This window comes from Streptomyces turgidiscabies Car8, assembly GCF_000331005.1.
GTDB classification, from domain to species: Bacteria; Actinomycetota; Actinomycetes; order Streptomycetales; family Streptomycetaceae; genus Streptomyces; species Streptomyces turgidiscabies.
In genome coordinates this window covers 1-14659 of sequence record NZ_AEJB01000097.1, presented here as the reverse complement: position 1 = coordinate 14659, position 14659 = coordinate 1, and the positions used below count along the sequence as shown (strand labels likewise).

Genomic DNA, 14659 nt, shown 5'->3' with positions numbered 1-14659 from the left:
CATCGGCGTTCGTACGACTGCGACTAGCCGAGCGCCTTGCCCGGCAGTTCCACCTTCGCGCCCAGCTCGACGAGCTTCTCCATGAAGTTCTCGTAGCCCCGGTTGATCAGGTCGATGCCGTGCACCCTGGACGTCCCCTGGGCGGCCAGGGCGGCGATGAGGTACGAGAAGCCGCCCCGGAGGTCCGGGATGACCAGATCGGCGCCCTGGAGGCGCGTGGGGCCCGACACGACAGCCGAGTGGAGGAAGTTGCGCTGGCCGAAGCGGCAGTGGGAGCCGCCGAGGCACTCGCGGTAGAGCTGGATGTGCGCACCCATCTGGTTGAGCGCGGAGGTGAAGCCGAGGCGCGACTCGTACACCGTCTCGTGGACGATGGACAGTCCGGTCGCCTGCGTCAACGCCACGACCAGCGGCTGCTGCCAGTCCGTCTGGAAACCGGGGTGTACGTCCGTCTCCAGGGCGATCGACTTCAACTGGCCGCCGGGGTGCCAGAAGCGGATGCCCTCGTCGTCGATCTCGAAGGCACCGCCCACCTTCCGGTAGGTGTTCAGGAACGTCATCATCGACCGCTGCTGGGCGCCGCGGACATAGATGTTGCCCTCGGTCGCCAGCGCCGCCGACGCCCACGACGCGGCCTCCAGGCGGTCCGGGAGGGCCGCATGGGTGTAACCGCCGAGCGAGTCCACGCCGGTGACGCGGATCGTCCGGTCGGTGTCCATGGCGATGATCGCGCCCATCTTCTGCAGTACGCAGATGAGGTCCTCGATCTCGGGCTCCACGGCCGCGTTGGACAGCTCGGTGACGCCCTCCGCCAGCACGGCCGTCAGCAGCACCTGCTCGGTCGCGCCCACGGACGGGTACGGCAGCTGGATCTTCGTACCCCGCAGCCGCTGCGGAGCCTCCAGGTACTGCCCGTCCGCGCGCTTCTCGATCGTCGCGCCGAACTTCCGCAGCACCTCGAAGTGGAAGTCGATCGGCCGGCCGCCGATGTCGCAGCCGCCGAGACCCGGGATGAACGCGTGTCCGAGGCGGTGCAGAAGGGGGCCGCAGAGCAGGATCGGGATCCGGCTCGAACCCGCGTGCGCGTCGATGTCGGCGACGTTGGCGCTCTCCACGTGCGACGGGTCCATGATCAGCTCGCCGGGCTCCTCGCCCGGACGGACCGTCACCCCGTGCAGCTGCAGCAGCCCGCGGACGACCCGGACGTCACGGATGTCGGGGACGTTGCGCAGTCGACTCGGCCCGCTGCCCAGCAGGGCGGCGACCATGGCCTTCGGTACGAGGTTCTTCGCACCGCGGACACGGATCTCGCCCTCCAGCGGGGTGCCGCCGTGGACAATCAGTACGTCGTCTGTGCCGTTGACCGTCATGTATCTCGCGTTCCGGTGAGTTGGGCGGGGGGTGTTGGCGGGCCCGTCGTGCAGGACGCGGTCGTACAGGCACGCGCCGGAGCCGAAGAGCAAGGGTAATCGCCGTACACCCCCCTTCCGTAAGCCCAAGCGTCGCTCAGCCGTGTCATAGGTTTGCCACAACACGAACCGTTCGCCGCCGGGCACATGCGGTCACCGGTGCGGGCGCGCGCCCCGTCCCGCTTCCGTACCCCCTGACCTGCCTTGCCCCCGGTACCCCGATTGGCTCCCCGCACAGAGGGAAGATGCGAGATCATGTCTGGCATGACCGAGGTGTCCTCGCTCACAGGGCGACTGCTCGTGGCAACGCCCGCCCTGGCGGACCCGAACTTCGACCGCGCGGTGGTGCTCCTTCTCGACCACGACGAGAAGGGTTCCGTCGGCGTAGTCCTCAACCGCCCGACGCCGGTCGAGGTCGGCGACATCCTGGAGGGCTGGGCCGAACTCGCGGGTGAACCGGGGGTCGTCTTCCAGGGCGGCCCGGTCTCCCTCGACTCGGCGCTCGGTGTCGCGGTCATCCCCGGCGGCGGCGGATCCGGCGAGCGCACCCCTCTGGGCTGGCGGCGCGTGCACGGCGCGATCGGCGTCGTCGACCTGGAAGCGCCGCCGGAGCTGCTCGCGAAGGCCCTCGGGTCGCTGCGTATCTTCGCCGGGTACTCGGGCTGGGGCCCGGGGCAACTGGAGGACGAGCTGGCGGACGGCGCCTGGTACGTCGTCGAGTCCGAGCCCGGAGACGTCTCCTGCCCGGCGCCGGAACGCCTGTGGCGCGAGGTTCTCAGACGCCAGCGCAGCGAACTGGCGATGGTCGCCACCTACGCGGACGACCCTTCGCTCAACTGACGGGTGTGACCTTCAGTACCCTTGCGTTTATGAGCACTCTTGAGCCTGAGACCCAGCCCCAGCGCGGGACTGGTACGGGGACCCTCGTCGAGCCCGCGCCGCAGACCTCGCACGGCGACGGCGACCACGAGCGCTTCGCCCACTACGTCCAGAAGGACAAGATCATGGCCAGCGCGGTCGACGGGACTCCCGTCGTGGCGCTGTGCGGCAAGGTGTGGGTGCCGGGCCGCGACCCGAAGAAGTACCCGGTGTGTCCCATGTGCAAGGAGATCTACGAGTCCATGGGATCCGGCGGCGACGAGGGCAAGGGCGACGGCAAGAAGTAGGGCCGTACCGGCGGCTGTTCGGTAGGCCGAGGCCCGAGGAGGTCCTCAGGGTGCGTTTTGGCGTGCCCTGGGGACCTTTGTGCTGTCTGTCGTTGCACGGAATGCGTCGGCCGGTCACAGAGTGGTGGAGAGGTGGTCAAGACCTCTTGTGGCCATGTCCCCGCAGTCCATAGCCTCCGTGGTGTTGTGCAGAGCGAAACATCCATTGCGCATGTTGCAACGCTTTCACCGGAGGAAACGTCAGATGAACCTCTCTGTCCGATCTGCCCGACTGGCCGCCTCCGTGGCCGCCCTGACCCTCGCCGGGCTCACCGCGACCGCCTGTGCCCCCGAGACGTCGGACAACTCCTCCTCCGGCAAGGACGAGCAGACCGGCACCCTGCGCGTGTGGCTCTTCCAGGAGGTCGGCAACGCCCCGAAGGAGAAGGTCGTCACCTCGGCCGTCGACGCCTTCGAGAAGGCCCACAAGGGCGCCGACGTCAAGGTCGAGTACATCCCTGTCGAGACCCGCGCCCAGCGCATCAAGGCCGCCTTCAACGACCCGAAGAGCGCGCCCGACGTCATCGAGTACGGCAACACGGACACCGCCGGTTACGTCGCCGACGGCGGACTCCTCGACGTCAGCAAGGAGTTCGCGGCCTGGGGCGAGGCGAAGGACACCGACCCGACCGCCCGTCAGTCGGTCACCGTCGACGGCAAGGTCTACGGCACCCCCTTCTTCGTGGGCGTCCGCGCCCTGTACTACCGCACCGACATCTTCGAGGAACTCGGCCTCGAAGTCCCGAAGACCATGGCCGAGCTGGCGACCACCGCCCACGCGATCCGGGCGGCGAAGCCCGACCTGTACGGACTCGCGGTCGGCGGCGCCTTCACCTACGGCGCGATGCCCTTCATCTGGGCCAACGGCGGCGAACTCGCCACCGGCCGGGGTGGTTCGTACGCCTCCGCCATCGACAGCGCCGCCGCCCAGAAGGGCATCAAGGCCTACACCTCCCTCTTCGGTGACGACAACTGCCCGGCCGCCAAGTGCGCGGGCATGGGCGGCAACGACACCATCACCGCGTTCGCCGCGGGCAAGGCCGGCATGGCGATCGGCGGCGACTTCAACCACACGGCCGTCGAGGCGGGCAAGGTCAAGGGTGACTACGCGGTCGTACCGCTGCCGGGCGTCACGGCCGGCTCCGTGGCACCGGCGTTCGCGGGCGGCAACAACCTCGGTGTGCTGAACAGCACTTCGCACCGCACGCTCGCCGTCGCCCTGATGGAACAGCTCGCCTCGAAGCGGACGCAGACCGAACTCTTCGACGCCATGGGCTTCCTGCCGACGTTCGCCGACACGCGCGACGCGGTCGCCAAGAAGCAGCCGTACGTCGCGCCCTTCGTGAAGACCCTCGCCGCGGGCACCAAGTTCGTACCGGCGTCGCCCGCCTGGTCCCAGATCGACTCCTCGCTGGTCCTGCCGACGATGTTCCAGGAGATCGTCAGCGGCAAGAAGGACGTCGCGGCGGCTTCGGCCGCGGCGGCGCAGAAGATGGACGATGCGTTTGGCTCCGCCGGGTGACGCGGATGGCGCCTCATGAGTCGGGGGTGCGGGAGCGTCGGCGGGTGCGGGTCGTGAGTGGCTTGTCGCGCAGTTCCTCGCGCACCCTGGGTGGGCGATGTGCCCCTTGGCTTTATCTCGCGCCTGCTCTTGTTGTCCTCGGTGGGCTGCTTCTCTACCCCATCTACCAGCTTGGGTTGATCTCGTTCTTTCAGTACACCCAGGCTCAGGTCAGTGGTGGTGCGCCTACCACCTTCGAGGGGTTCGCCAACTACCGGGAGATCTTCTCCGACCGGCAGTTCTGGCAGGTGTTGCTGGCGACCGTTCTCTTCGCGGCGGCCTGTGTCGTCTCCACCCTGTCCGTCGGCTGCGCGCTCGCCGTGCTGCTCACCCGTGTTCGCGCCCTGCCCCGCCTCGCGTTGATGCTGGCGGCGCTCGGCGCGTGGGCGACGCCCGCGGTCACCGGCTCCACGGTCTGGCTGCTGCTCTTCGACCCCGACTTCGGCCCGGTCAACCGGGTGCTGGGCCTCGGCGACCACTCATGGACGTACGGCCGGCTCAGCGCCTTCTTCCTGGTGCTGCTCGAAGTGGTCTGGTGCTCCTTCCCGTTCGTCATGGTCACGGTGTACGCCGGTATCCGCGCCGTTCCGGCCGAGGTGCTGGAGGCGGCGGCTCTCGACGGGGCCTCCCAACTGCGCATCTGGCGCTCGGTGCTGGCGCCGATGCTCCGCCCGATCCTGGTGGTCGTCACCATCCAGTCGGTCATCTGGGACTTCAAGGTCTTCACCCAGATCTACGTGATGACGAACGGGGGCGGCATCGCCGGACAGAACCTCACCCTCAACGTGTACGCCTACCAACAGGCCTTCGCCTCCTCCCGGTACAGCCTCGGCTCGGCGATCGGGATCGTGATGCTGCTGATCCTGCTCGCCGTGACCCTCGTGTACCTGCGGCTGCTGCGCAGGCAGGGGGAGGAGCTGTGATGTCCGGCAACGTTGTCCAGGGCGGCCGAGGCAGAGGTGGCCGGCGGTTCGTACGGCGGCCGTGGCGGCTGGCCGCCGAGGTGTCGGCGCTGCTGATCGCGGCCCTCGTCGCCTTCCCCCTCTACTGGATGGTGCTCAGCGCCTTCAAACCGGCCGGCGAGATCGAGTCGACCGAGCCGCGCCCCTGGACACTCGACCCTTCCCTCGACTCCTTCCGGCGGGTCTTCGGGCAGCAGGAATTCGGCCGGTACTTTCTCAACAGCCTGGTGGTCGCCTGCTCCGTGGTCGTCGTCTCGGCGCTGATCGCCTTTCTCGCGGCGACCGCCGTGACCCGATTCCGGTTCCGGTTCCGGACCACCCTGCTGATCATGTTCCTGGTGGCCCAGATGGTGCCCGTGGAGGCGCTCACGATCCCGCTGTTCTTCCTCATGCGGGACTTCGGACAGCTGAACACGCTGGGTGCCCTGATCCTGCCGCACATCGCCTTCTCGCTGCCCTTCGCGATCTGGATGCTGCGGGGTTTCGTGAAGGCGGTTCCGGAGGCGCTGGAGGAGGCCGCGTACATCGACGGGGCGAGCCGGTCGCGATTCCTGTGGCAGATCCTTTTCCCGCTGGTCTTCCCGGGGTTGGTGGCCACCAGCGTGTTCTCCTTCATCTCGGCCTGGAACGACTTCCTGTTCGCCAAGTCGTTCATCATCAGTGACACCTCCCAGTCGACGCTGCCGATGGCCCTGCTGGTCTTCTACAAGCCCGACGACCCGGACTGGGGTGGCGTGATGGCCGCCTCGACGGTGATGACGATTCCGGTGCTGGTGTTCTTCGTACTCGTGCAGCGCCGACTGGTGTCGGGGCTCGGTGGAGCGGTTAAGGACTGACGTGACTGACGTGAACGACGTGAACGAACTTGTTCCGGCGCCCGTCGCCGTGCGGGACGTCAGGGCCGCGGGCGGGTTCCTGTTCGACGAGAACACGGTGATCGACGCCGGGCCCGGCACCGAGGCGGCGGCCGGCTGGCTGCGTGGCGTCCTCGGGGCGGCGACCGGGCTCGCGCTGCCACCCGGCGCGGGGGACGACGGCGAGACCGTCCGGCTGCGGGTCCAGCTTGAGGACGCGGGCCATCTCGGCCCGGAGGGCTACAAGCTGTACGTCAACGGGGACGACGTCACCATCCACGGCGGCGGGCCCGCCGGTGTGTTCTGGGGTGCGCAGACGCTCCGTCAGCTGCTCGGCCCCGATGCCTTCCGACGTGCCCCTGTCACCCCCGGCCGGCAGTGGCTCGTGCCCGGCACCTTCGTCGAGGACAGCCCCCGCTTCCGCTGGCGCGGACTCATGCTCGACGTCGCCCGGCATTTCATGCCCAAGGAAGGCGTCCTGCGCTACCTGGACCTGATGGCGGCGCACAAACTCAACGTCTTCCACTTCCACCTGACGGACGACCAGGGCTGGCGCGTCGAGATCAAGCGGTACCCGAGGCTGACGGAGGTCGGTTCCTGGCGGGCCCGGACCAAATTCGGCCACCGGGCCTCACCGTTGTGGGAGGAGAAGCCGCACGGGGGCTTCTACACCCAGGACGACATCCGCGAGATCGTCGCCTACGCCGCCGAGCGGCATATCAGCGTGGTCCCCGAAATCGACGTACCGGGGCACTCGCAGGCCGCGATCGCCGCGTATCCGGAACTCGGCAACACCGACGTCATCGACACGACCTCCCTCTCCGTCTGGGACACCTGGGGTATCAACAAAAACGTACTCGCCCCCACTGACAACACCCTGCGTTTCTTCGAGGGTGTCTTCGAGGAAGTACTCGGCCTGTTCCCGGGGGAGTTCGTGCACATCGGGGGTGACGAGTGCCCCAAGGACCAGTGGCGGCAGTCGCCCACCGCGCAGGCCCGGATCCACGAACTCGGGCTCGTGGACGAGGACGGGCTGCAGTCGTGGTTCGTCGGACACTTCGACAAGTGGCTCACCGCGCGCGGGCGTCGGCTCATCGGCTGGGACGAGATCCTGGAGGGTGGTCTCGCACCGGGCGCCGCCGTCTCCTCCTGGCGCGGATACGCGGGCGGCATCACCGCCGCGCGCGCGGGGCACGACGTCGTCATGTGCCCCGAGCAGCAGGTGTACTTGGACCACCGTCAGCACGACGGCACGGACGAACCCGTCCCCATCGGGTACGTCCGCACGCTGGAGGATGTCTTCCGTTTCGAGCCGGTTCCCCCGGAGTTGGGCCCGAAGGAGGCGCTCCACGTCCTCGGCACCCAGGCCAACCTGTGGACCGAGGTGATGGAGGACGCGGGGCGCGTGGACTACCAGGCCTTTCCTCGGCTGGCCGCCTTCGCCGAGGTCGCCTGGAGCGCCCTGCCCGCGCCCGCGGCACGGGACTTCGCCGACTTCGAACGCCGGATGACCGCCCACTACGGCCGACTTGACGCCCTCGGCGTCGGTTACCGGCCGCCGACCGGGCCGCGTCCGTGGCAACAGCGGCCCGGCGTTCTCGGACGCCCGATCGAGGGAACGCCCCCGAACGTGTGAGGTGGCCGGAGAACCGGTGTGTCGCCGTACGCGGGCCACCGGGACTTCGAAAACCCGTCCCCGGTGAGGAGAAACGCACGCAAGAGGCATCGAAGAGGGCAATCGGAACTGATCGGCGATGCCGTGCGAAAACGGACCATCCCCCTGGCGAGAGGGGTGAATGCCTCCTAGCGGACCCCCGCGTTCGGGTCTCGCGAGAATGTGCCAGAGTTGCCACGTCCGCCCTGTCAGCACGTACCGTACGGCAACACAGGTGGGACCAGGTGGGGCAGCGGGAAGGGGCAGCCGGTTTGACCACGCACGCACCGCAGGCGGCGCAGGCCGTGACGCTGCCCGCCTCGCTGGACGAGGCGGTCGCGGCGCTCGCCGCCATGCCGACGGCCGTCCCCGTGGCGGGCGGCACCGACCTCATGGCCACCGTCAACTCCGGGCAGCTCAGGCCCGCCGCACTCGTCGGCCTCGGCCGGATCAGCGAGATCCGCGGCTGGCAGTACCAGGACGGCCACGCCCTGCTCGGCGCCGGACTCACCCACGCGCGGATGGGCCGCCCCGACTTCGCCGCCCTGATCCCGGCCCTGGCCGCCTCCGCGCGGGCCGCGGGGCCGCCGCAGATCCGTAACGCGGGCACCCTCGGCGGCAACATCGCGACGGCCGCCCCTACGGGAGACGCGCTTCCCGTGCTGGCCGCCCTGGAGGCGACGCTGATCATCGCGGGCCCCGGTGGCGCCCGCCGGGAGATCCCGGTGTCGCACCTGCTGGCCGGCGTGGAACTGCTGCGCGCCGGTGAGCTCATCGGCTTCGTGCGCGTGCCCCTGCTGCACGCGCCCCAGGTCTTCCTGAAGGCCACCGGACGCACCGGCCCCGGCCGCGCCCTCGCGTCCGTCGCACTCGTCCTCGACCCCGCCCGGCGCGGAGTCAGGTGCGCCGTCGGTGCCATAGCGCCGATGCCGCTGCGCCCGCTGGACGCCGAGCAGTGGGTCGCCCGGCTCATCGACTGGGACAACAACCGCACGATCGTCCCGGAGGCACTGGGTGCCTTCGGCGAGTACGTCGCGGCGGCCTGCATTCCCGACCCGGTTCCGGCCGAGGACGGCTCCGTACCACCGCTTCCGCCCGCGGTCCTGCATCTGCGGCGCACCGTCGCCGCGCTGGCCCGACGAGCACTGGGGAGGGCACTGTCGTGACCGACGACCAGTACGGCGACGACCAGTACGGAGACCGGCGCGGGAGTCAACAAGGGGAGCAGCCCGGGGATCAGCGCGCGGAAGGCGCTCCCCGTGGTGGGGGCCGCTGGGACCCGCTGCCCCAGGGTGACTACGACGACGGTGCCACCGCCTTCGTGAAGCTCCCCGAAGGGGGCATCGACGCGTTCCTGGCCTCCGTGGACAGCCCGCTCGCCGCGCCCGGCCACGGCTACGTACCCCCGCAGATAGCTGCGGCGCCGGGATCCGAGGACGGCTCCCCGGGCGCGCCCGGGGCGTGGGGCATGCCGCCCGCGCCCCCCGGGGGCGCCCAGTGGCCCGACCCGAACGCCGTGCCCCACGAGGTCACGCCGCAGGACGGGTTCAGCTACGACCAGAGCTCCACCGGTCAGTGGGCCTTCGACCAGGGAGCCGGTGCGCCGGACGGCGCGGCTCCCGGAGTCGCGGGCCGCGAGGTCACCGGAGAATGGCGGATCCCCGTCGCCGGGGGCGACCTTCCGGACGAATCGGGCGAGTTCAGTACGTCGGCGCTGGTCGAGCAGTGGGGCGGCACGCCCCCCGCCACGCTCCCCGGCGGCGCGCCCGCGCCCTGGGCCACGGAAGGGGCGGGCCAGCCCTGGGCGGCCGGGCTCGACCCTGAGCCGGGGTCCGACGGCACGATGGGCGCGGGGACGACGTACGCGCCCGAAACCGGGCACGAAACGGAGCGCCTGACGGGCGGCTCCGGTCACACGACTGACGGGATCGGTCACCCGGTCGACGTATCCGGTCACGCCGGCACCGAAGCCGGTCACGCGGACGTCGACGAGGATCATGGCCCCGCCGAGCCCGCGCGCGACCCCGCCGAAGGGCCTGACGGCCCCGCAGAAGCCGCCGTGGAGCTGGAGGCTGCTCCCGGGCCGGAAAGCTCGCCGGAGGCCGCTGAGGGGGCTGTGGAGGGCGAGCCGGACGCGGACGTCGAGGCATCCGGTGCCACGGTGACCGACGAGGAGCCGGCCGCCGAGCCCGACGCCGCCGACGCGACCCCCGGACTCCCCGGCGAGGAACACCCCCTCGCCTCCTACGTCCTGCGCGTCAACGGCTCCGACCGGCCCGTCACCGACGCCTGGATCGGCGAGTCGCTGCTCTACGTACTGCGCGAGCGCCTCGGCCTCGCCGGCGCCAAGGACGGCTGCTCCCAGGGCGAGTGCGGCGCCTGCAACGTCCAGGTGGACGGACGCCTCGTCGCCTCCTGCCTGGTGCCCGCGGTCACCGCCGCCGGCAGCGAGGTACGCACCGTGGAGGGCCTCGCCACCGAGGGCCGGCCCTCGGACGTACAGCGGGCGCTCGCCAAGTGCGGTGCAGTGCAGTGCGGTTTCTGCATCCCCGGGATGGCGATGACCGTGCACGACCTCCTGGAGGGCAACCCCGCCCCCACCGAACTGGAGACGCGCCAGGCACTGTGCGGCAACCTGTGCCGCTGCTCCGGCTACCGGGGCGTCCTGGAGGCCGTCCGCGAGGTCGTCGCCGAACGCGAGGCGCACGCCGCCGACGCCGACGGTGAGGACGGCGAGGCCCGCATCCCGCACCAGGCCGGACCGGGCGGAGGCGGGGTCAACCCCTCCGCGTTCGACGCCCCGGGCTTCGAGCCCGCCCGGAACCACGACTCCCACGCGTACGACCAGGCTCACGGCCAGGACGGAGGCGAGACGTGAGCAACGAAGCCGCCACCGCGACCACCGCCGCGGAGGCCGCCCCCGACGCGGAGGCCCTCCCGCACGGCCTCGGCGTGTCGCTGCCGACCGCCGACGCGCGCGCCAAGACGGAAGGCACCTTCCCGTACGCGGCCGACCTGTGGGCCGAGGGCCTGCTGTGGGCCGCCGTACTGCGCTCACCGCACCCCCACGCGCGCATCCTCTCCATCGACACGACCCACGCGCGTGAGATGCCCGGCGTACGGGCCGTCGTGACGCACGAGGACGTGCCGGGGGTCGAACTGCACGGCCGCGGCAGAGCCGACCGCCCGATGTTCGCCTCAGAGGTCGTACGCCACCACGGGGAGCCCATCGCCGCGGTCGCGGCCGACCACCCGGACACCGCGCGCATGGCGGCGGCGGCCGTCATCGTCGAGTACGAAGTACTCGACCCGGTGACCGACCCCGAGCAGGCCTTCGAGGCCGAACCGCTGCACCCCGACGGCAACCTGATCCGGCACATCCCCCTGCGGCACGGCGACCCCGACGCGATCGGCGAGGTCGTCGTGGAGGGCCTCTACCGGATCGGCCGCCAGGACCCGGCCCCCATCGGCGCCGAGGCGGGCCTCGCGGTACCGCGCCCCGACGGCGGTGTGGAGCTGTACCTCGCCTCCACGGACCCGCACGCGGACCGCGACGCGGCCGCCGCCTGCTACGGCCTGGAACCGGAGCGGGTGAAAGTGGTCGTCACGGGAGTCCCCGGCGCCACCGCCGACCGCGAGGACCAGGGCTTCCAGCTCCCCCTGGGCCTGCTGGCGCTCAAAACGGGCTGCCCGGTGAAACTGACGGCGACCCGCGAAGAGTCCTTCCTGGGCCACGTCCACAGACACCCCACCCTCCTCCGCTACCGCCACCACGCGGACACCGACGGCAAGCTCGTCAAGGTCGAGGCACAGATCCTGCTCGACGCGGGCGCGTACGCGGACACCTCCGGGGAGGCCCTCGCGGCGGCGGTCTCCTTCGCCTGCGGCCCCTACGTCGTCCCCAACGCCTTCATCGAGGGCTGGGCGGTACGCACCAACAACCCCCCCTCGGGCCATGTCCGCGGCGAGGGCGCCATGCAGGTCTGCGCGGCCTACGAGGCCCAGATGGACAAGCTGGCGAAGAAACTGGGCGCCGACCCGGCCGAGCTGCGCCTGCGCAACGCGATGGCCACCGGAGACGTCCTCCCGACCGGCCAGTCCGTCACCTGCCCCGCCCCGGTCGCCGAACTCCTCCAGGCGGTACGGGACTTCCCGCTGCCCCAGCTGCCCAAGGACACCCCCGAGGACGAGTGGCTGCTCCCGGGCGGCCCCGAGGGCGCGGGCGAGCCGAGCGCCGTCCGCAGGGGCGTCGGCTACGGACTGGGCATGGTCCACATGCTCGGCGCCGAGGGCGCGGACGAGGTCTCGACGGCCACTGTCAAGGTCCACGACGGCATCGCCACGGTCCTGTGCGCCGCCGTGGAGACCGGCCAGGGCTTCACCACCCTGGCCCGCCAGATCGTCCAGGAGACGCTGGGCATCGACGAGGTCCAGGTGGCCCCCGTCGACACCGACCAGCCCCCGGCGGGCCCCGGCGCCCGGGGCCGCCACACCTGGGTGTCCGGCGGTGCGGTGGAACGGGCCGCGAAAATGGTCCGCACCCAGCTCCTCCAGCCCCTGGCGCACAAGTTCGGCATGTCCACGGAGCTGCTCCAGATCACCGACGGCAAGATCACCTCGTACGACGGTGTCCTGTCGACCACGGTGACGGAGGCGCTGGACGGCAAGGAACTGTGGGCCACGGCACAGTGCCGCCCGCACCCCACGGAACCCCTCGACGAGGCGGGCCAGGGCGACGCCTTCGTGGGCCTCGCCTTCTGCGCGATCCGCGCGGTGGTCGACGTCGACATCGAGCTGGGCTCGGTACGGGTGGTGGAACTGGCGCTCGCCCAGGATGTCGGCCGCGTCCTCAATCCGGCGCAGCTGGCGGCCCGTATCGAGGCCGGCGTCACCCAGGGCGTCGGCATCGCCCTCACGGAGAACCTGCGCTCCGCGCGCGGGCTGATCCGCCACCCCGACCTCACGGGCTACGCCCTGCCGACCGCGCTGGACGCACCTGACATCCGCATCGTCAAGCTGGTCGAGGAACGGGACGTGGTCGCCCCCTTCGGCGCGAAGGCGGCGAGCGCGGTGCCGGTGGTGACGTCCCCGGCGGCCATCGCGTCGGCGGTACGCGCGGCGACGGGCCGCCCGGTGAACCGCCTTCCGATCCGCCCGCAGGCAGCGGTGGTGACAACGACATGACGAATCCGAGCCCGAGCCCGAGTCCCGTGCCGGCCCCGGAGGAGCCGCCGCGCTACGAACCCGGGCCGACGCCCGGCAAGGTGCTGGCGTGGGTGCTCCTGTTCCTGGTGGCGGCGATCGTGGTCGTCGTGGGTGGCGTGTACTTCGGCTGAGGGCGCAATAGCCGGGCCCGCCCGCCGATTTAGGGCGTCGTCCCAGGTCAGAGGCCGTTGTCAGTGGTGCCGCGTAGTGTTCTGGGCAGTGGGAGGGCCTGCCGGGCAGCGGACGTTTTCGACGTCGCGTCCGGGGGACCGTGAGCAACCATGCGCGGGGGAAACCATGAGCACGACGATCACTCTGACCAGGGGCGAGCTGCTGACGCGCGTGGGCCTGCCGGCCGGCAAGGGCCAGGTGAGGTTCGGTGCACTGCGCGCCGGAGCCGTACGGACCGGGGCCCTGCGGACGGTGGCGGACCCGACACACAACCGCCCCGCCCCGCTGGACCGGCCCGCGCCCGCCTCCTCCCTGGAAGTGCTGCGGCGGTTCGCGGCGGCGACGGAGGAGATGGCAGCCGCACGAGGCCAACTGGCCTTCTCCGCCGACGGGTTCGGCCCGCGGACGCTGGCGGAGACCTCGCGGCACCTGCTGATGGTGTTCGCCCAGGGCACCGGCGGCGATGTGCTGCCGTACTGGAAGATGGCCGCCCTGATCCGCCCGCTGGCCCGGATCGCCGCCTCCGGCGCGGAGTCGGGCCTCGCCCTCGACCTGCCCGCCCGGCTCCTTGAGCAGGAGTTCGGCCACACCAAGGTGGCCCGCTTCGAGGACGTCGACTTCCCGGCCCCCCTCACCCACGAGCCGACCCGCCGCTTCCTGAGCGGCACGGGACTCCCGGAGGACGGCACCCACTTCGACCCGGACACCGACATACCTCTGCCGACCCTCGCGGAGTACTGCGCGGACGAGGACACGGCGGCCGAACTCCCCGAAGGCGCAGGCGACTTGATCCGCCTGGGTCACCTGTCCGACAGCAACAGCCTGGTCCTGGACGGCAGAACGGGCGCGATCCTCACGTGGAACGAGCCAGAGGCCACCCTGCACCGCCTCAACACCGACGTCTCGACCCTCGCCTTCACCCTGTGGCTGCTGCGCCGCGCGAAGACGATCGACTTCGACGGCGAGGCGGGCAGGGTGCTCTGAGGCGGGCGTTCGCGGTACCGAACCCGCGTCCCACGTCAGCCGGTTGACCTCACGGGTGTACTGCTGCGCCCGTGCCGGCGACCGCTGAGTTCGGCGTCGAACGTCTCCTGGGCCACCCGCATGGCGTCGGCGTACACGGGGTCCTGCAGCCGCTTCCACATCTCCTCCTCGGAGACGTCCTCGACACGGCTGACCACCCACCAGATGTTCCCGAACGGGTCCTTGACGCGGCCTCCGCGCTGGCCGAACGCGTGGGTCGCCACAGCGGTGACGACCTGGCCGCCGGCAGCGAGGGCCTGTGCGAACGCCTTGTCCGCGTCGGCGACGAACACGCGCAGCAGACTCGGCATGACGGGCCAGTCCGCACTCCGGTCGAAGGCCAGGACGACGGTGTCGCCGACCCGGATCTCACCGTGTCCGACGGAGCCGTGTTCCGTCAGCACCCGCCCCAGCTCCTCGCCGTCGAACGCCTGGGTGACGAAGTCGAGAAAAGCCCCCGTGTCGTCGGTGACGACCCAGGGCGCGACGGTGGTGTAGCCCTCCGGTGCGGCGCTGGTCTGTTCGGGCATCGTGGTCCTCTCGTCGGGTGGTGCCGTTTCAACACGGGCGCGACGCTAGGTGTGATGTAGGTCTGGTTCTGTCCCAGATGCGTGA

13 protein-coding genes are annotated in these 14659 nt (G+C 70.9%); 11 read left to right on the top strand and 2 right to left on the bottom strand.

The features are described from left to right. Nucleotides 1-23: 23 nt before the first annotated feature. The gene (murA, locus tag STRTUCAR8_RS05450; protein WP_044471673.1) at nt 24-1370 is read right to left on the bottom strand and encodes a UDP-N-acetylglucosamine 1-carboxyvinyltransferase; all 1347 of its coding nucleotides are present in this window, start codon (nt 1368-1370) and stop codon (nt 24-26) included. Nucleotides 1371-1673: 303 nt separating this feature from the next. On the opposite strand from murA, the gene STRTUCAR8_RS05445 reads away from it, so the two are divergent. The 11 genes from STRTUCAR8_RS05445 (at nt 1674) to STRTUCAR8_RS05400 (ending at nt 14005) form a co-directional block, all read left to right on the top strand. After that, nucleotides 1674-2249, top strand: a complete 576-nt coding sequence (locus STRTUCAR8_RS05445; RefSeq protein ID WP_044471668.1) for a YqgE/AlgH family protein — start codon at nt 1674-1676, stop codon at nt 2247-2249. A 29-nt stretch (nt 2250-2278) separates the two neighbouring features. Further along, entirely contained in the window at nt 2279-2575 is a 297-nt protein-coding gene (locus tag STRTUCAR8_RS05440; protein ID WP_006374451.1) for a DUF3039 domain-containing protein, read from the top strand. A gap of 244 nt (nt 2576-2819) precedes the next feature. Next, nucleotides 2820-4136: an extracellular solute-binding protein gene (locus STRTUCAR8_RS05435; RefSeq protein ID WP_006374443.1), complete on the top strand. Its 1317-nt coding sequence runs from the start codon at nt 2820-2822 to the stop codon at nt 4134-4136. 5 nt (nt 4137-4141) lie between these two features. After that, the gene (locus tag STRTUCAR8_RS05430; protein ID WP_078507120.1) at nt 4142-5098 is read left to right on the top strand and encodes a carbohydrate ABC transporter permease; all 957 of its coding nucleotides are present in this window, start codon (nt 4142-4144) and stop codon (nt 5096-5098) included. Then, entirely contained in the window at nt 5098-5973 is an 876-nt protein-coding gene (locus tag STRTUCAR8_RS05425) for a carbohydrate ABC transporter permease (RefSeq protein WP_006374444.1), read from the top strand. The genes STRTUCAR8_RS05430 and STRTUCAR8_RS05425 overlap by 1 nt, the downstream gene beginning before the upstream one ends. Before the next feature lies 1 nt (nt 5974). Next, the gene (locus STRTUCAR8_RS05420; RefSeq protein ID WP_006374447.1) at nt 5975-7627 is read left to right on the top strand and encodes a beta-N-acetylhexosaminidase; all 1653 of its coding nucleotides are present in this window, start codon (nt 5975-5977) and stop codon (nt 7625-7627) included. 290 nt (nt 7628-7917) lie between these two features. Next, nucleotides 7918-8811: an FAD binding domain-containing protein gene (locus tag STRTUCAR8_RS05415; protein ID WP_044471667.1), complete on the top strand. Its 894-nt coding sequence runs from the start codon at nt 7918-7920 to the stop codon at nt 8809-8811. Further along, nucleotides 8808-10523 carry a 2Fe-2S iron-sulfur cluster-binding protein gene (locus tag STRTUCAR8_RS05410; protein ID WP_006374449.1) on the top strand — a complete coding sequence of 572 codons (1716 nt, stop codon included), beginning with the start codon at nt 8808-8810 and terminating at the stop codon, nt 10521-10523. The genes STRTUCAR8_RS05415 and STRTUCAR8_RS05410 overlap by 4 nt, the downstream gene beginning before the upstream one ends. Beyond that, nucleotides 10520-12829, top strand: coding sequence for a xanthine dehydrogenase family protein molybdopterin-binding subunit (locus STRTUCAR8_RS05405; RefSeq protein WP_006374452.1), 2310 nt, complete (start codon nt 10520-10522; stop codon nt 12827-12829). The genes STRTUCAR8_RS05410 and STRTUCAR8_RS05405 overlap by 4 nt, the downstream gene beginning before the upstream one ends. Beyond that, complete coding sequence (locus tag STRTUCAR8_RS53195; protein WP_006374442.1) at nt 12826-12981, top strand: hypothetical protein; 156 nt, start codon at nt 12826-12828, stop codon at nt 12979-12981. Before STRTUCAR8_RS05405 ends, STRTUCAR8_RS53195 begins: the two co-directional genes overlap by 4 nt. A gap of 166 nt (nt 12982-13147) precedes the next feature. Beyond that, entirely contained in the window at nt 13148-14005 is an 858-nt protein-coding gene (locus STRTUCAR8_RS05400) for an SUKH-4 family immunity protein (protein ID WP_006374453.1), read from the top strand. Between the two features lie 35 nt (nt 14006-14040). On the opposite strand, the gene STRTUCAR8_RS05395 is transcribed toward STRTUCAR8_RS05400, so the two are convergent. Next, nucleotides 14041-14574, bottom strand: a complete 534-nt coding sequence (locus tag STRTUCAR8_RS05395; RefSeq protein ID WP_006374445.1) for a VOC family protein — start codon at nt 14572-14574, stop codon at nt 14041-14043. Between the last annotated feature and the right edge of the window lie 85 nt (nt 14575-14659).